Raw genomic sequence first — 17292 nt, 5'->3', positions numbered from 1 at the left:
GAACTCAAAACAATAAAAACGAAACAATCATTTAGGGAACATTCATGCAAAAAACAACGCGTACTATGCCAACGCATAAGAATATCGCTTTGGTCGCTCATGACCATTTCAAACCTGAGCTACTAAGATGGGTCAAAGAGAACAAAGAAAAACTACAAAAGCACTTCCTTTATGCAACGGGCACAACGGGTTCTCTACTCAGTAAAGAAACAGGCTTAGCGATTAAGAGCATGATTAGCGGCCCTATGGGCGGTGACCAACAACTGGGTGCGCTTATCTCTGAAGGCAAAATCGATATGATGATTTTCTTCTGGGATCCATTGAATGCCGTACCACACGACCCGGACGTAAAAGCATTGCTTCGTATCGCAAGTGTTTGGAACATCCCAGTGGCAACCAACCGCGCTACCGCTAACTTCTTATTTAACTCTTCACTGCTTGAAGAAGAAGTGGTCATCGAGATCCCAGACTACGAAGCGTACCTAGCAGAGCGCACGTAATCGCACGTTAAATGTGCTCTCTACTGAACAGACTAAAAAGCCTGCATTTTATCGCAGGCTTTTTTATGTCTCGTTTTCAGACATTAAACAATTCAATCATAGACAGTGTAGTGGGTTCCTCTACTTGTCGCTCCACACCGCCATCTCATTGCCACTTGGCTCTTTAAAATGGAAACGTCTGCCACCGGGAAAACTAAAGATCTCGCGGTTTATCTGACCACCGGCATCAATTACATCGCGCTCGGTTTGCTCAAGATCTTGGCTATAGAAAACCATCAGCGCAGCACCACTTTCAGCATTAGACGCTAAATCCGCTAAATAGAAACCGCCCATTAAGCCTTTAGCTTCAAAAGCTGAATACTCGGGGCCATAGTCTTCAAAGACCCAATCAAACACTTGGCTGAAAAACGTCTTAGTTGCGGCGATGTCTCGCGCTGCAAATTCAATGTAGTTAATAGAGCCGTGTTCCATAGCGGATTCCTTCTGCTGTATAGCTTTTTCCTAATGATAATAGCTTACGCCCTAATTAGAATAGGTGCGGGCTTGAAGATCTAATCTTAGACAGTTACGTCAAGTGGCATCACTTTTTACGAACAACGGGGTAATCAGAACCATGCAGTTCTTGTACGAAGCCCGAACCATCACCACTATGGGTAATCCAAACCTTCTCTTTCGCGCGCGTCATTGCCACGTAAAACAAACGTCGCTCTTCCGCATAAGGGAAGACATCTGACGATTCCGTCAGAGCACCATCAATATGGAGTTGCTTCTTCTTCGCTGGGAATTGACCTTCGTCTACACAAAGTATAATCACAAAGTCGGCTTCTTTACCCTTACTCGCATGACAAGTCATGAATTTCAGGTCAATGGATGTGAAGATCTTTTTCCAGTCTTCCAGTAGCTCTGGCTTGTGATAGTGATTACGCCCAAGCAGCATGACAGACTTATTGGCTTTGCCTTTTGCTTGTCGGTTCAGCTGATCGAGGATCTTCTCAATATCTTTGCTTGAGGTACTGTAAACCGCCTTCTGTTTCTGTTGCTTGAAGCTGTTCAGATCTTTTGGTAATTGAATCGGGTTTTCTTGCACAAAGCGATTCGCAACCGCACCTAACTGATTGTTAAATCGATAAGTGGTATCGAGGTGGTGGATCGTCGAACTTTCAAACCTGTCTTTAAAGCCGGTCGTTAAATCAACATCCGCTCCAGCAAATTGATAAATAGACTGCCAATCATCACCCACGGCAAAAATCGAAGCTTGATGCTCGGCTTTAGATTGATTACACAAGGCTTCAACCAAGGCTAAACGGTCTGGCGAGATATCTTGATATTCATCGATCATGATGAACTTCCAAGGAGAGACAAACTTGCCCTTCTCGACATATTGAGTCGCACGGCTGATCATGGTCGAGAAGTCGATATGATTTTCTTCTTTTAACGCTTTCTGCCATGCGGTCACACAAGGCCAACACAGTGATAATTCACTATTAAGGCGCGTGTAATCTCTATGATCGATAAGCTGCTGTTGCACTTCTTTCTTCGATAAACCTGAAGCATTCAACTGCTCAAGCTGCTTCTCTAACCAACCTATAAGCTTCAGGTTTGAAACATGGCTTCCGAGTTCATCATCACCCGTTAAATAAGCGATTGGCCATTTAGATAAGTGTTTTTGCCAACGCTTGAAGTTGGTCGGTGTCATCCAGTGCTTCTTCAACCAATCAATGCACCATGCTTGGCGTTGATTATCATCTAAGGCTAATGGAGAGATAACAACACGTTCGGTTTCAACCTGATTTAGGATCTTCAAACCTAACTGGTGGAAAGTATTGACTTGTACCTTCTCTGCTGACAAACCAATTTTACTATCGAGGCGTTGTTTCATTTCTTGAGCCGCTTCACGACCAAAGGCAAGCAACAATAACTCTTCAGCTTGCGCTTGATGGCTTTGCAACAAGTACGCGACACGCGCCGTCAAAACACTGGTTTTACCCGAGCCTGCGCCCGCAAGAATCAAGTTATGGTCATCGTTCATCAAAACCGCATATTGCTGCGACAAATTCAATGGAGACGACTCACATTGAGCAAATAACACTTCCCAGTTCTTTCTTTCATTCTCTAGCCATTGCTGGTTCCTGTCAGCTTGCTTAATTTCAGTTTCAGATAACCATGGCTGCATTCTCGCAACGCGTTTGGGCATGCGCTGAGCGGCTTCTTCTAAAGTCATATTCATGTTTTCTAAACCAGAATTGACCATATCGACCCAGACGTTCACTTTAGAGTGAGGAAGAAAGGCAGGAAGTTGCTCAAGACGTGTCAATTCAGCTTCCCATTGAGGAACGTGCTCAGCCAACTGTTCACATTGTGTGTCGTGCCATTTTTGATACGCGGCAACCGATGCTCGCGCAAATTGACGGCATTGTTCCCAAGGTAGACCTTGTACTAACCAGCTACGCTGTTTGCCATCTTGTTGATTGGCAAAAAACTGCAACGATCCCCAAAACAAGCCGCGCTTTATTGCGATCTTGCCACTCCAAATAGTAAACGGGATACGTTCTTCACTGCCAACTGAAGACAACAGTAGACGTGGGCCATCAAGTTCTACCTGATGATATTCATTTTGGATAAAAAACTGTGCAGTCTTGTTAGCGCTTAGCTGCATTGGAGCGTGCTCTCTTATTGGGAATATTGAATTTATATCATGATGTTGTGAGAATTAATAATGTCTCTCATCTTATCGACGCTTTCATGACCACCTAAGGGCAATTATGGATAAGTATCAAATTCTTGTGCTTGATTTCTGTTAGGATTATGGTTTTAGTGTGTCAAGCGAGTGACTGTGGACTTTTCAGCCAGATTACGCCTCTATTGGGCGAATAAAACCATAAATTACAGTGTATTAATTCTCATCACTCTACTCGGTGTTGTGGTTCCTGCTTGGTATTATGGACAAAACACGCTGATCACACCGTTGATCTTAGGGGTTATTGCTGCCGCACTGGCTGAAAGTGACGACAGTTTTACAGGCCGCTTAAAAGCACTCACACTCACCTTCATCTGTTTTGCGATCGCCGCCTTTTCTATTGAGTTACTGTTCGACACACCTTGGCTATTTGCATTAGGTCTTTTTGCCTCAACATTCTCGTTCATCATGCTTGGTGCGATTGGTCCTAAATACGCGAGTATCGCGTTTGGCTCATTACTTGTCGCCATTTATACCATGTTGGGTGCGCACGAAAGCACTAACCTTTGGTTTCAACCGCTTCTCCTGTTAACTGGCGCTGCTTGGTACTATTTCATGTCGATGATTTGGCAGATAGTGTGGCCAATGCAACCTGTACAGCAAAACCTTGCAACCGTGTTTGATCAAATCGGCACCTACATGGGTTCTAAGGCTGAATTATTCTATCCGGTGTCTGACCTTGTTCCTCAGCCTCACCGCATCATTGAAGCGAAATTGAATGCCAGCACGGTTAATGCACTTAACATGTGTAAAGCGACTCTGCTTAACCGCTCTAAACGCGGGCACATCGACGGCCCGAGTGACCGATTCCTAAACACCTACTTCATCGCGCAAGATATTCATGAGCGCGTGAGCTCTAGCCACTATCGATACCAAGAACTGGCAAAGCACTTTGAACGTTCTGATGTGCTGTTCCGTTTTAAATATCTACTAGAAGCACAAGCAACGGCGTGTAAAGAAGTCGCAAGTTCACTTAAAGTCGGCGCTGAGTATCAACATGGTGATAAATCTGTACTTGCGCTGGATGAGTTAATGTCTTCTCTTAACCATCTTCAGGAACAGAACAAGCCGGAATGGAAACCACTGCTAAACCAATTGAATTATCTGTTCAATAACCTCGCCACCGTCGAAAAACAGCTATCGAACATCAGTAACCCTGATGCAGAGAAATTAGAAGAAGGTGTCTTAGACGATACCAACCCACATACTTTGACAGCGATGTGGCAAAAAATCAGAGCCAACCTTCATACCGATTCAATGCTATTTAGGCACGCGATTCGTATGGCTATCACTCTTACGCTCGGTTACGGCATCATCCAAGGCTTTAACATTGAACGCGGTTATTGGATTTTGCTGACCACACTATTTGTGTGTCAGCCGAACTACAGTGCCACTCGTCAAAAGCTCACTGCTCGTGTAATAGGCACTGTAGCTGGCTTATTGATTGGGGTTCCATTGCTCACTTTCTTCCCCTCGCAAGAGAGCCAGCTAGTCTTCATCGTGATCAGTGGCGTGATGTTCTTTGCGTTCCGCATTAATAACTACGGCTTCGCTACCGGCTTTATCACCTTATTGGTACTGTTCTGCTTTAACCAACTCGGCGAAGGTTATGCCGTCGTCTTGCCAAGGCTCGCTGATACCTTTATTGGGTGTGCTCTCGCAGTACTTGCCGTGATCTACGTATTACCAGATTGGCAATCAAAACGATTGCACAAAGTAATGGCGGATGCACTCGATTCCAATAAGAACTATCTGGCTCAGATCATTGGCCAATATCGTGTGGGCAAAAAAGACAACCTCAACTACCGTATTGCTCGTCGAAGCGCACATAATAACGACGCCAATCTAACCGTCGCGATCAGTAGTATGCTGGTTGAACCCGGTAAGTATCGAACTTCTGAAGACGAAAGTTTCCGCTTTCTTACTCTAAACCACGCTTTGCTTAGCTATATCTCTGCACTTGGCGCTCACAGAACGCGTATTGATGACGAAGCGACACACAAACTGGTATTAGACGCCCATAGAGTGATACACGAGCACTTAGATGCGCTCAACGACCAGCTGTATTCTCATTGTGAGCAATGCGAAGTCAAAAATGCTTACGATCCTGAGCTTGATAAACGTTTAAGTGAGTGGCGAGAGGAAGACGAGAATTCTGTAAGGATGGTCCTACAACAATTGCACTTGATCTATCGAATGCTTCCAGAACTACACACTTTGGCCACCAAGTTTGCCGTTAAAGTGAACATCGAAAAGCCTCTCGAAAAGTCGAATTCAACACCAGAAGATAAAGTACTGTAAAAACAGAAAGATACATAATTTGAATGCAGAATGATCAATAGCTATATGTATAGTTTATTATACCAACACCTATAAGTAGGTATAGTAAACTAACTGCACGCCCCGCCAAATAAGGGATCAGAGAGTTTTTACTTTGTAAGAATTTTCTGACTTTGATTAACCAAGCGTTAACTTTGCCTGACAATTCTCGGACAAAAAACAACCAGAGCAATTTATAGTTGTCTTAATTTCAAGAACCTTCAAACATCTTTTAATATTCATTTAATGTAGATTGATTTCTTGTACCGGTAGTCTATGCTCAATAGAGCATATGGATTTGAACTAAGGTCACACTATGAATACACAACAATTTGAAGCATTTAAGCAACAGATACAGCTTCTTAACCCTCAGCAATTGAAAGCATTACAGGGTGAAATCGATGGTAATGTCGAGACAGAACAGCCTTCTCTACTTACTGACGAAGAGTTAAACGCTCTAAACGACCTGTTTAATTAGTAGACAGAGATCACTATTTTAGCTTAAGTACACAGTTTCACCGTAAATTACACCACTTCACCATTGCGCTCAAAATATCGTCAACCTAGACTCATTCCATACGTCAATCAAAGGTTCTGACATGTCAATTTCGGGAATTCAATCAGGTTATGCCATTATTCAGCAGTCAACCAATATGGCTGAAGAAGCGGCAATTGAACTGAACCAAGCCGCTCAGCACACTGCCGAATCAAATGACTTCTCCCAATCTAGCGATCTTAGCTTTAACCAAATCGAACCTGAAAAATCTCTTGCTTTAAAAGACAAAGAACCCGAGCCTGATTCATCCTCAACCGATTCACTAATAAAACTGACCCAAAGTGCCAGTTACAACCGCGTTGGCGCAAGTGTCGTTGATCGTCAAAACGAAGCCATCGGCAGTCTTCTCGACATCCATATCTGATCTATACTCACACTTAGTGCTTGTTTCCTATGCCCTGAATCCGTTTGATTCGACCACTTTTGATGCTTTTTGACTCTATAAGCACACAAACTGTAACTCATTATATCTGACGCTTGTTTCTGGTTTATTACTCGGTAGAATCAGCGCAAACTATTCTTGCAGCACAAACTTTACTTCGTACTACTTATGCCAAAACTAAATCTGCATCGCCGTGACTATGTTTCTATTTTAGGAGGCGACATCTCCGCAGACGAATTAGAAAAAAAGCTCGAACCTCATTTTGAGAAGCCACTGAATAAACTGACTCCGAGCCCTTATCTGACTGAAAAAAACCTTACACGTCGTTGGACTGCTCTCGATAATGCAGACTCGCAGCAAGAACTGCTCGACCCTCATACTCAAAGCCAGATTCAAGCTTATGAGAAAAACATCGAGCACTTTATTGGCACCGTGAAAGTCCCTGTTGGTATATCTGGCCCTTTAAGAGTCAATGGCCTGTTTGCTAAAGGCGATTACCTAGTCCCGCTTGCAACAACAGAAGCGGCGCTTGTGGCGTCTTACAACCGTGGTTCCAAGTTGATCACGGCTTGTGGTGGTGCAAGTGCAATGTTGCTCAATGAAGGCGTAACACGTACGCCTGGTTTCGCATTCCAAGGGTTAGTTGAAGCAGGACAGTTTGTAGCATGGGCAGTGACCCAATATGACCAATTCAAAGCTTTAGCGGAATCAACAACATCGCACGGCAAACTTACCGACATCAATATCAACATCGAAGGTAACCATGTTTACTTGGTGTTTGAATTTCTAACCGGAGACGCTTCTGGTCAGAATATGGTAACTATCGCGACCAACGCGGTATTTGAGTACATCATTGAACATACACCAGTGAAACCCGACCACGCTTTCCTTGATGGCAACTTGTCGGGCGACAAAAAAGCCAATACCCAGACCTTGCGCAGTGTCCGTGGTAAAAAAGTCACAGCCGAGGTCAACATCTCTGCTGAGCTTGTCGCTAAGTACCTCCACACCACACCAGAGAAGATGGTGCAGTTCGGACAAATGACCACAGTCGGTGGCGCTCTAAGCGGTACGATTGGTATCAATGCTCATTATGCCAATGCACTTGCTGCACTCTACATTGCTTGCGGCCAAGACGCGGCGTGTGTTGCTGAATCTGCGATTGGTATGACTCGTATGGAGCTCAACAAAGAAGGTGGTTTGTACGCGAGCGTAACGCTTCCTAACTTGATGTTAGGAACAGTCGGTGGCGGTACAGGCCTACCAAGTCAAAAAGCGTGTCTCGATTTACTAGGGCTACACGGCAATGGTAAATCACAAGCCTTAGCTGAGGTTTGTGCTGCTTTATGTTTGGCGGGTGAACTATCGATTGTGGGTGCATTCTGTGCGGGTCACTTTTCGCGAGCTCATCACAAGTTAGCGCGCTAGTTTCTGTTATAAAACCTTAAACCGACCGTTGTCACGTATTGAGTGAGTTGTGCATGGATTACTTACATTTATCGCGAGTGAGCCTTAAACACCTCACTGCGCTTCATATTATGCTGAACACCCACAGCGTCACTCAAACGTCAGAGCAACTCTTTGTCAGCCCTTCGAGTGTCAGTAAAACTCTGTCTCAGCTACGTGACATCCTTAACGACGAGCTTTTCTATCGGGACGGCACCAAGCTTATCCCGACTCCCTTTGCCCTAAAAATAGCGCCCACTGTTCACGCGATTCTTTCCAGCATGAACGGGTTACTTCACCAAAAGAGTTTTACTCCTCAAGAGTATCAAGGCAGCTTTTCACTTTCGATGCGTGAAAGTACCTTCGAAGTGTTTGCCTCGAAGATCAGCAAAATCACCACGGAACTTGCACCAAAAGCCAAACTTAATATCTATTCGAAACAGGAGCTTGGATTCGATGCTTTGCTCAGTGGTAAGGTCAACTTGATCCTGTTGCCACACGATATCTCACAACCCCCAACGGATAATAAAGAGCTGGTGTGGGAAACGATTCTTCCTGATGAAATGGTTTGTTTGATGGGCGCTCACCACCCTCTCGCGCAGCAAGAACTAACAGTTGAAGGCTATTTAGACTACAAACACATTGGGATCTTAGATAACGAACTGTCTAAGCCTTACTTTGAGCAAAACTTAGTGCAATGTCATAAGCCTAGAGATATGGCGATATCGGTAGCGGACTTTGGCGCGGCGGCGGTGCTATGTCACCACACACCTTTCTTGTTCACTTGTTCAAAACAATGGGCTGAGCATGCCAAACAAGCACAAGGTTTGGTAAGTAAGCCGCTTCCTTTTGATTACGGAAAAGTGGCGTATAGCTTGGTGTGGAACAAGCCAAACATGAACGACCAAGCGATTAAATGGTTGTGTGACTTGTTTTTAGAAGCCTAACTCTTTTCGCATTGATGACCGAAAATATTAGGTATAAACCTCGGGCGTTTGCATTGGCCTTTGAACAATTGAGTAGAGCTTATCGTGAAAGCTCTGCATTTGTTGTTCGGTGCATTTAGGCCATTCTAAAGCTTCGCCAATTACCCCATGATGTTGAAACGCATTCAGCCGAATTCGAACATCACTTGGCAGCCCCTTCAAGTAATATCCTACCTGCTCTACCTCGATATCTAGATCACTTTTATTAGGAATATGCAGCAACCGAACTTCATATAACTTAACTTTATCAGCTAAGTAGTTAATGGTTTCAAACACTCGATGGTTCCCTCTACCCACTAGCCATTGATGCGTTTCAGATTGCCATGATTTTAGGTCGATCATCGCACCATCAAGGTAAGGTAAGACCCTATCCCAACCTTGCATCGACAAAGAACCGTTACTATCAATAAAGCACGTTAAGTGTGCCAATTGCGGATCGCTTTTGATCGCTTGAAATAGCTCGATGATAAACGGCAATTGCATGGTCGCCTCGCCACCCGAAATGGTAATACCGCTCAGGAAAAATTGATTGTGCCTAACCAGTTCAAGCACATCTGATACCGTCATCGTGGTGATTCTTGGGCTCGACTTATGATCACAGATATCGATGCACTGATCGCAGTTGGTACACGCTACCGGATCCCACTTCACTTTGCCTTCAACAAGACTCAAAGCACTGCTTGGACAGCCGCTAACGCAGTCTCCACAATGGTTGCAGTGGTTGATGGTGTGTGGATTATGACAAGTGATGCAATCGAAATTGCACCCCTGTAGGAACAGCACCAAGCGGTTTCCTGGGCCGTCAACACAAGAAAAGGTCAGCACACGGCTGACCTTCGCTTGTTTTTCTGTCTTATTATTTTTAACCCTAGCCATTTGAGTTGTTAGATCAGAAATTTTCATAATTCACATTGTTCGTATTCGAAACGCATCACACATAACGCACACACGTTAAAGCTATTCGTATGTTGGCGACATCTCTAAGCTTGCCACACGTGGCTTACGCTCTAGAATGCCCGTATTTTTTGCAGCCTCAGCGCCAAGGAAAGTGGTATTGGTACGTGAACCTTGCTCGTCGTATTTAGCAATATCAGACAGCTTAATCATGTAACCAGTAACACGAACCAAATCGTTCGATGCTACGTTAGCGGTGAACTCACGGTAACCCGCTTGAATCGCGCCCTTACACAGGTTGAACATCGCTTCTGGATTGGACTTCACCGTTTCGTCAATGGTCAGAATGTCGCTGATGCCCGACGTATAGAACTTGTGGTGACCAGCCGTCGCACGTACGTAAGACACTGGATCCGGTTCTGTTCCGTAAGGGATGCGTACACCCGGCGTCACATCTTCATCTAGGCTGATACCACCTTGAGCGTGCAACAGAGCCTTACCTTCCAGCCCATATTTCACTTCCGAGTTTTCAACAATCTCAGCCAGCTTTTCAGAAATACGATGGCCTAACTGATTTGCTTGTTCATCGTGACCATAGCGCCCTGCTTTGCCTTCTTTTTCCATTAAGATGTTAACCGCCTCAGCCATGCCATAAATACCAAACATTGGCGCAAAGCGATCTTCTTCAATTAAGCCTTCTTTGGTTAAGAAGCCTTCGAAAAAGTTAGACTCTTCATGTAAGAAGCGGCTACGTGCATTCATCAATTCGATCATGATGCTGCTGTAGTTAGGTAGCACTTGCTGTAAGAAGTCTACGCTGTCCTCAGATTTCAGAGCCACTTGCTTAAGGTTCATACGTACTAGCGTGTTTGAACCACCCGCCAGAGGCAAAGAGTTGTAGCAACTCACGATGCCAAAACGCTTATCTCCGTAGGCAGCGGCGTGTGCAGGATAATTGGCAATGTGCGGCTTGCTGCATTCACAGATATTGCTCGCAGCGTGACGCAATAGGTCATCAGGTGTGACTGCTGGGTCGTACATAAAGGTTAAGTTAGGTGCGATCTGCTTGAGTTCAGCATCCACACGTAAAATAGTGCGACATACAATGTTGTCGCTAGGGCCAATATTGACGTGCATGAAGGCATCTGGCAGCGTGCGATCCAGCATGATCCAGAACAGCTTCAGCTTTTGGTATACCTGCTCATCCGTCAAACCGCCAACAAAAGGCATCAACACATCGTCCAACTGGCCTAAATAAACCGGAATTGAAGTCACTGACGGAACGTGATGATAAAGGATGGTGAGCATGTTCAATGCTTCGTCGAAATTAGTTGCCGCGCTAAGCTCTAAATACTTGGAGCCTTGATGTAAGTATTTAGAATAATCAGGAAGCACATAGCGCGGCTTAAATGGGGCGTGACCTTCAAACATGTCACACAGCACACCTTGTTGTAAGGCTTGCTCTACTTCATTGCTTACCGACATATACGGCAGGCTGGCTTCAGCTTCTAAGGCAAGATAGCTCGACTTCTGTTTTGGGGACAGGTTGGCATCTGAAATGATATTGCTAAAGCGTTGTTGTTGATCTGAAAGTGATGAAGAAGTAGATGACGCAGATTGGTGGCTCATGATTAAACCCTTAATATTCTTATGGGCTTATTTTATATCTCACACTTACATTTCCACTAATGAAATGTATGCAAGACTATATTTCCAAAATGGAAAACACCATTTGTAACTTAGTAATTTGTGAATAGATAGCTTGTAAATTTTGTGAATAGACAGTTTTTAAATTGGCCATTTGAAAATTAACAATGGTTGTTTATCGATGATTGTCGTTGGGAAAGCGATAAATTAACGGTAGAGCAAAATTTATGGTGGGAAGGGAAAGAGTGAGCAGAAGAGATTAGGCCCTTTGATTGAACCGTTTAGTTTAAAACGCAGCGCGTATAAATAGAAAACCCACATAACAGATCCAAAGATCGTTGATGTGGGTTTAGTCAATTAAGCGTGAGTGCGGTTATCTGATCAGCTATCTATACGTCAACTAAAGACAAGTGAACTATAGATGAGGAACCACTTGTTTACGGCCTACACCCATCAGTACCTTCAAAGTACCTTGTGGGGTGTCGATTGAAAACGGTGTTGAGACTTCAACAATCGAAAAACCTGCTGCGCTCAATACATTCTGGGAGCGCTGTTCGCTGACCCCAAAATCTTCGCTGTCGTTTTCTAAGTACCAATCCCAGTGTACAAAAACCCCATCGTTTTCTAACAGAGTATAAATAAGGCTGACCGTATCTTGTAGGTTCGGAATAAAGCCACATACCGAAGAGGCTACCACTAAGTCAAACTGATTTCTGAATGCTGGGTGTTGGGCTGCAAGTCCGCGCGATAAGATATCAACGACAGGCTCTACATTAGACAGCTCTTTTTTATCTAACTCTTCAATCATCCCTTCTGAGATATCGAGAGCGATGATCTCTTTTGCAAAAGGAGATATTTTCTGGCTGAGTAATCCTGTACCACAACCAAAATCAAGGACACGGGTTCCGTTCAAATCAACGAGCTGTGTTAACTGGTCAAATGCGGACTGTGCGAATACAGCAGTAGCGGGATCGTTATCCCAATCAGGTGCGTACTCGTCCCATTGTTTCGCCATCATGGCCTCCATCTTTACTTCTTGTAGGTTCGGAACGCCCCCAGAATAAACCAAATTAGTCAATTCGTCATAGAGTTATCATGCAAAGATGGACTATTTCTAAGATAGTCAGCACAATATTCAGATAATATGCACCGCCACCCGCTCAATATGGAAATGAAATGAACCTTTCTCAAGTCCAAGCCTTTTGTTCTGTTGCTGATTTAGGATCCGTCTCTGAAGCTGCGCGACAGCTAGAATGCAACCGAACCAAACTGAGCATGTCGATCAAAGCCTTGGAAAAAGAGTTAGATGTCGAACTGTTTGTTCGCAGCGGTAACCATGTCGAGCTGTCTGAGGCAGGTAAGGCCATCTATAAAGATTGTGAAGGCATGTTGGTAACGGCAGCACGCATTAAGCAAACCTGCTTACATGTTTCGGGTGAATTCAACGCCGAGATTTGGATCGCACGCGACGATTCCCTACCCGATGAAATGTGGCAAAGTTTATCGCACGCCCTAAACAACAAATACCCTTCCACTTCTTTCAACTTCGTTCTCGCTTCTAGTGGCGACTTGGCTAATCTTGTCGAAACTCAGCAAGTTGATTTTGCGTTTGGTGTCGATTACGAGCGTGTCGACGACCCAAGAATTATCTACAACCCACTCGGTAAGATCCGAATGATGTCGGTATGTAAGAAAGGGCATGATTTGAGTGCGATGCGAAGAGTGTCGGATGAAGTGCTTAGAAATTCGATGCAAGCGACCATGGTTTATCTTAATGAAAAAGATAACCCTGAGCTTGAGCCCTTCTCTCGCCGATACATTGGTTTTTCTAGCTTCGATTTTATGTTGGATACGATTCTACGAGAAGATGCATGGGGCGTAATGCCTGAGCCATTGATACGCCATTTATTGCGTGAACAAGAACTGGCGGTGATCAAGCATACTTATGGCCTGACTCAAGAAGACTACTGTATGTTTACTGCGGCAGGTATGGCGGAACACCCTGGTATGAATTGGTTAGCGGATCAGATCAGCGATTACTTGTTTGATTTCTAAAGTGTCAAATAATGTTCTACCCCAACACTTAAAATCATCTAACAAATAGAAAGCCCTCTCTTTAGAAGACCATCACGTGATCCACTAAATAACGTCCGTCTTCTTCAACCAACACCATTTCTGCCACAAACTCGCCTTTCGCAATGGTATACGCTTGCTTCCAAACAAAGGCGATGGAATCGGAGCGTCTGAATAGCGCAACTGGCTCACGTTCAGCAAAAAAGCCATTACTGTGCTGATAATGATGACACACCTTCGCTAGATACTCAGGCGTCACAATATCCTTCATGCGCTGAGTAAAGTCTCGGCAGTGTTGAGCATGGTCAACCTTGGTTGAACCGTCCATCAAATTGTCCATGATCGGGTTAGCAATCGCCCACAACTCGCTATCGTTGAGATCATCAAATTTCATCTTCATCCATTCCTTTTCAAGTTCAACTCAGCTCTACGCCCAAGGTTCAAACCCAAGTTTAAGCTATAAGATTTCAGCGCGATTTCTGTAACCCTAACAGCCTGATCCTTTACACAGCTAGCTATGAGACCTTCACAACCTATGTGTTTTATTAATCATAAACCATTTAACGCCAGTTTCACATTTCCTGAAAAACAGTCATCGTCAACTTTACTGACACCAAAATTTACCTATAAGCCGTTGAATAGTAATAACTTGAATATAAAACGAGTTACCGACATATAAACGTCATCAGATAAAGTTTGTAAAGCTAGCTCAATATTAGAACAATGAAGTTATCAAAAACATCTGGAAAATATTATGTGTGACAGGAAAAGCCAAAACGAAAACCGAGTACTATTGTTCTCAGCCCTTTTAGCATCAGGCTTCGCAATTGGCGGATTGGTGTTGGGTCTTCTCGTTGGCTCTCTAGTCATAGTATTTGACGGTGTCTATTCTCTTATCAGTTTACTGTTAACTTTATTGTCACTAGCTGCTTCAAAATACATTAATCGCCCATCAGACAGGGAGTTCCCGTTCGGTCGAGCCATCATTGAGCCAATCGTAATCGCGATTAAAGCGATTGTGATTCTGCTTGTGGTCGGTTATTCGCTTTACTCTGCGATTGGTGCTCTGATGACAGGTGGTCGTGAAGTCGATGCTTCTATCGCAACTCTGTTTGGTATTTTCAACGTATTGGGTTGTGGTTACGCTTGGTGGTACATCGCCAACAAGAGCAAACGTATTTCTTCAGGTTTGATTCAAGCTGAGTCAAAACAGTGGCAAATGGATACGCTTTTGAGTGTGGCAGTTACGGCAGGTTTCGTTGTTGCTTGGTTGGTGGCTTACTCTCCGTTTGCTGAATACGCGGTATATGCCGACCCAATGATGATGTTGCTGATGTCTTTCTACTTCATCAAAGTGCCGTTCGACATGTTACGTGAAGCAATGCGTGAGCTGCTAATGATGTCGGCAACCAAAGATATTTGTGACGCGGTAGATAAGAATGTTGTCGCTGTGGACAAAGATGCGGACCAAGATTTGGAGCTAATGGGTGTGACTAAAGTTGGTCCTGAATTAAGAATCAATGTTGATATTCATACCAACGACCAACAAGCGATTGCGGTCGATGATATTGAACGCACGCGCCGCCAACTTAAGCGACGCCTATCTAAGATGCCTTATGAGCTTCAATTGAACCTCAATATCGCGAGCTAAGAGCATTCTCTCTTAAGTTCAACACTCAAGACTGAACCTCTTCAGAAGCCGACGCCTTAACCGTCGGCTTTTTGTCTCTGGTTACCCACCAGCAAGCCAGTGAACCGACCGTCACCATACAAACGCCCTGCCAAAAACTCATGCTCAATGACAAACCTAGAATCATAGAAGACAGTAAGGTCGCGAAGATTGGCGTAAAGTAGGACATGGTTGCAAGAAACACCATATTCCCCCCCAGAATCGCCGTGTTCCAAAGCGCGTAACCAGCACCCATACAAGCCCCAGCAAGCATTAAGTCAATCGCAGCACTTGAAGTCATCACCATGTCGGTTTCATCACTCAATGCGTATTTGATCCACAGAGTGACCGCAGTAGCGATAAAGAAAAGCACAATCGCATTCTGTCCTTTAGCAACGCGTTGGGTGTAATTGCAATATACCGCCCAAATAATCGCGCCGAAGAATGCCATCGAATAGGTTTTAGGGTTGGTTGCAATATTAGCCGCGATTTGCTCGACAGAAAGCCCCTGATCGCCGCTGATACTCCAAGCCACGCCAAAAAACGCTAAGACGATACTTGGATAAACCAACCAGTTGATCTTTTTGTCACTCAACAGCACCGCAAACAACACCGTTAGCGCAGGCCATAGATAGTTGATAACGGCCATTTCTAAGGCTTGATGTCGGCTATTTGCCATTCCTAAAGCCAGAGCTAGGAAGATCTCGTAGCAAACGAATAAGGCACCACCGATCAACAAATACGATTTGGAGAAGCGCGACAGCTTAGGTAACCCCATAACACAGACCAACAACAGTGAGCTCACCGTATAAAGACTGGCGGCGCCACCAATTGGGCCCAGTTGTTCTGACACACTACGAGACAATGCAATTAAGCAGCTCCAAAGTAAAATGGCAGCAATGCCGTAGCAGCTATGGCGATGAGATTTCAGCACGCCTCTTCCTTCTTTTTATTGTAATTAGGTAATCAAAGCGAGCTTAAGCAAAGGTAGGCTTAAACACCACTATCGATAAGTTGCAGTAAGTAAAAATAAGTAGCCGAGCACATAACTGTACTCGCTATCAATCATTTACTCAAAAATCTAAAAGCAGTTAGCAGTTATGCCAACAAAAGTGCTTGCAGGTCAGCCAGAGACTTAACCTGATAATGAGGGTCAATTCCTGCTGGCGTCGCTTTCTCTTGGCTATTCAACCAACAGGTCTCAATACCAAAATCCAAGCCACCTAAAATATCAGAGTGTGGGTTGTCCCCGACCATCAATACTCTTTTCTTTGATGGCAATCCAATTAGCTTGTGTGCATGTTCAAAGATTTCCGCGTCTGGTTTAGCGACACCGACTTCCTCAGAAATGATCACATGGTCAAAGTAGTCTGTCATTCCTGTTCGTTCCAAGCGGATTGACTGCAGCTCTGTGAAACCATTGGTGATGATGCCCATGTTCACTTTGCCTTTTAACGACTCCATCAACTCTTTTGCACCAGGTAGCAGAGAACAGATGTCTGCCATTGCGGCTAAAAATGCACTGTTTAGTGCAGCCGTTGTTGTCTCTAACTTTGTTGCCCAGCTTTCAAAACGCGCGTGCTTCAGTTGTGCCGCCGTAATACGGCCATCTTGGTAATCGACCCACAACGGCAAATTAACCTCTTGATAAACTGAATAATCCTGTTCGCTAAAGTCCACGCCGAAACGGGAGAACATCAGCTTCATTCCTTGAAAAGCATCAAAGTGGAACAAGGTTTCATCTGCATCAAAGAATATCCAATCGTACTTCATTTTATTTCCTATTGTTCGCGCGGTTGAGCAGTGCTTGTATTTATTTTCTCATTGCCTCAAAGGCCAGATGTGCATTCTACTATCATTTTTGTGAGCCTGAATATAGTTCTAAGAATTTATAGAAAACAAGCAACAAGTCATGATGTATCGCAAATTTTGCCACATATTAAACCAATACCATACAAGAAATACACTTAAGTACCGGGAGGTACCATGAAGCACTTCTTACCGTCATCCGTCATGCTCACCCCATTCCTTATATGGAATCCACGTATTTACAAAGTGATTTAGCAATTAAAGTTAAGATGCG

16 protein-coding genes are annotated in these 17292 nt (G+C 44.2%); 8 read left to right on the top strand and 8 right to left on the bottom strand.

Features of this window, described 5'->3' with window-relative positions; all coding sequences use genetic code 11:
* The first annotated feature begins 44 nt into the window (after positions 1–44).
* Positions 45–500: a methylglyoxal synthase gene (locus tag ED652_RS12735; protein WP_017105060.1), complete on the top strand. Its 456-nt coding sequence runs from the start codon at positions 45–47 to the stop codon at positions 498–500.
* Positions 501–620: 120 nt separating this feature from the next.
* Here ED652_RS12735 and ED652_RS12730 read toward each other — a convergent pair whose 3' ends face one another.
* Positions 621–971 carry a VOC family protein gene (locus tag ED652_RS12730; protein WP_099166598.1) on the bottom strand — a complete coding sequence of 117 codons (351 nt, stop codon included), beginning with the start codon at positions 969–971 and terminating at the stop codon, positions 621–623.
* 109 nt (positions 972–1080) lie between these two features.
* Complete coding sequence (helD, locus tag ED652_RS12725) at positions 1081–3156, bottom strand: DNA helicase IV (RefSeq protein WP_122055068.1); 2076 nt, start codon at positions 3154–3156, stop codon at positions 1081–1083.
* 177 nt (positions 3157–3333) lie between these two features.
* On the opposite strand from helD, the gene yccS reads away from it, so the two are divergent.
* The 5 genes from yccS to ED652_RS12705 all read left to right on the top strand — a co-directional run bounded on the left by yccS (position 3334) and on the right by ED652_RS12705 (position 8887).
* Positions 3334–5538, top strand: coding sequence for a YccS family putative transporter (gene yccS, locus ED652_RS12720; RefSeq protein ID WP_076667977.1), 2205 nt, complete (start codon positions 3334–3336; stop codon positions 5536–5538).
* 334 nt (positions 5539–5872) lie between these two features.
* Positions 5873–6034, top strand: coding sequence for a hypothetical protein (locus tag ED652_RS23770; protein ID WP_162929940.1), 162 nt, complete (start codon positions 5873–5875; stop codon positions 6032–6034).
* Positions 6035–6155: 121 nt separating this feature from the next.
* Complete coding sequence (locus ED652_RS12715; RefSeq protein ID WP_122055067.1) at positions 6156–6476, top strand: hypothetical protein; 321 nt, start codon at positions 6156–6158, stop codon at positions 6474–6476.
* A gap of 186 nt (positions 6477–6662) precedes the next feature.
* On the top strand, positions 6663–7922 hold the full coding sequence (locus tag ED652_RS12710) for a hydroxymethylglutaryl-CoA reductase (protein WP_122055066.1): 1260 nt from the start codon (positions 6663–6665) through the stop codon (positions 7920–7922).
* Between the two features lie 53 nt (positions 7923–7975).
* Entirely contained in the window at positions 7976–8887 is a 912-nt protein-coding gene (locus tag ED652_RS12705; RefSeq protein WP_009845579.1) for a LysR family transcriptional regulator, read from the top strand.
* A gap of 27 nt (positions 8888–8914) precedes the next feature.
* On the opposite strand, the gene ED652_RS12700 is transcribed toward ED652_RS12705, so the two are convergent.
* The 3 genes from ED652_RS12700 to ED652_RS12690 form a co-directional block, all read right to left on the bottom strand.
* Entirely contained in the window at positions 8915–9829 is a 915-nt protein-coding gene (locus tag ED652_RS12700) for a YjjW family glycine radical enzyme activase (protein WP_122055065.1), read from the bottom strand.
* Between the two features lie 54 nt (positions 9830–9883).
* The gene (locus tag ED652_RS12695) at positions 9884–11449 is read right to left on the bottom strand and encodes a YjjI family glycine radical enzyme (protein WP_122055064.1); all 1566 of its coding nucleotides are present in this window, start codon (positions 11447–11449) and stop codon (positions 9884–9886) included.
* Positions 11450–11882: 433 nt separating this feature from the next.
* Positions 11883–12482: a class I SAM-dependent methyltransferase gene (locus ED652_RS12690; RefSeq protein ID WP_009845582.1), complete on the bottom strand. Its 600-nt coding sequence runs from the start codon at positions 12480–12482 to the stop codon at positions 11883–11885.
* Between the two features lie 161 nt (positions 12483–12643).
* Here ED652_RS12690 and ED652_RS12685 point away from each other — a divergent pair, with 161 nt between their 5' ends.
* The gene (locus ED652_RS12685; RefSeq protein WP_009845583.1) at positions 12644–13522 is read left to right on the top strand and encodes a LysR family transcriptional regulator; all 879 of its coding nucleotides are present in this window, start codon (positions 12644–12646) and stop codon (positions 13520–13522) included.
* 61 nt (positions 13523–13583) lie between these two features.
* Here ED652_RS12685 and ED652_RS12680 read toward each other — a convergent pair whose 3' ends face one another.
* Entirely contained in the window at positions 13584–13934 is a 351-nt protein-coding gene (locus ED652_RS12680; RefSeq protein ID WP_114635501.1) for a hypothetical protein, read from the bottom strand.
* A 360-nt stretch (positions 13935–14294) separates the two neighbouring features.
* Between ED652_RS12680 and ED652_RS12675 the strand changes: the two genes are divergently transcribed.
* Positions 14295–15191: a cation diffusion facilitator family transporter gene (locus tag ED652_RS12675; RefSeq protein WP_065105429.1), complete on the top strand. Its 897-nt coding sequence runs from the start codon at positions 14295–14297 to the stop codon at positions 15189–15191.
* Positions 15192–15216: 25 nt separating this feature from the next.
* Here the strand turns inward: ED652_RS12675 and yddG are convergent, their stop codons facing one another.
* Both yddG and yjjG read right to left on the bottom strand, forming a co-directional pair.
* Positions 15217–16143 (bottom strand): aromatic amino acid DMT transporter YddG, encoded by a 927-nt coding sequence (yddG, locus tag ED652_RS12670; RefSeq protein WP_122055063.1) that lies wholly within the window; start codon positions 16141–16143, stop codon positions 15217–15219.
* 164 nt (positions 16144–16307) lie between these two features.
* Positions 16308–16982 (bottom strand): pyrimidine 5'-nucleotidase, encoded by a 675-nt coding sequence (gene yjjG / locus ED652_RS12665; RefSeq protein WP_122055062.1) that lies wholly within the window; start codon positions 16980–16982, stop codon positions 16308–16310.
* Between the last annotated feature and the right edge of the window lie 310 nt (positions 16983–17292).

The organism is Vibrio sp. Evd11, from assembly GCF_900382755.1.
GTDB lineage: Bacteria > Pseudomonadota > Gammaproteobacteria > Enterobacterales > Vibrionaceae > Vibrio > Vibrio lentus.
The sequence above is the reverse complement of the archived record's forward strand: the minus strand, read 5'-3'. Positions and strand labels throughout refer to the sequence as shown.

Coding starts and splice junctions, on each gene's coding strand:
- ED652_RS12685 (WP_009845583.1), top strand. CDS start 12,644: ATGAACCTTTCTCAAGTCCAAGCCTTTTGTTCTGTTGCTGATTTAGGA.
- ED652_RS12675 (WP_065105429.1), top strand. CDS start 14,295: ATGTGTGACAGGAAAAGCCAAAACGAAAACCGAGTACTATTGTTCTCA.
- ED652_RS12715 (WP_122055067.1), top strand. CDS start 6,156: ATGTCAATTTCGGGAATTCAATCAGGTTATGCCATTATTCAGCAGTCA.
- ED652_RS12695 (WP_122055064.1), bottom strand. CDS start 11,449: ATGAGCCACCAATCTGCGTCATCTACTTCTTCATCACTTTCAGATCAA.
- yjjG (WP_122055062.1), bottom strand. CDS start 16,982: ATGAAGTACGATTGGATATTCTTTGATGCAGATGAAACCTTGTTCCAC.
- ED652_RS12690 (WP_009845582.1), bottom strand. CDS start 12,482: ATGGCGAAACAATGGGACGAGTACGCACCTGATTGGGATAACGATCCC.
- ED652_RS12705 (WP_009845579.1), top strand. CDS start 7,976: ATGGATTACTTACATTTATCGCGAGTGAGCCTTAAACACCTCACTGCG.
- ED652_RS12700 (WP_122055065.1), bottom strand. CDS start 9,829: ATGAAAATTTCTGATCTAACAACTCAAATGGCTAGGGTTAAAAATAAT.
- ED652_RS23770 (WP_162929940.1), top strand. CDS start 5,873: ATGAATACACAACAATTTGAAGCATTTAAGCAACAGATACAGCTTCTT.
- ED652_RS12735 (WP_017105060.1), top strand. CDS start 45: ATGCAAAAAACAACGCGTACTATGCCAACGCATAAGAATATCGCTTTG.
- ED652_RS12730 (WP_099166598.1), bottom strand. CDS start 971: ATGGAACACGGCTCTATTAACTACATTGAATTTGCAGCGCGAGACATC.
- ED652_RS12710 (WP_122055066.1), top strand. CDS start 6,663: ATGCCAAAACTAAATCTGCATCGCCGTGACTATGTTTCTATTTTAGGA.
- ED652_RS12680 (WP_114635501.1), bottom strand. CDS start 13,934: ATGAAATTTGATGATCTCAACGATAGCGAGTTGTGGGCGATTGCTAAC.
- helD (WP_122055068.1), bottom strand. CDS start 3,156: ATGCAGCTAAGCGCTAACAAGACTGCACAGTTTTTTATCCAAAATGAA.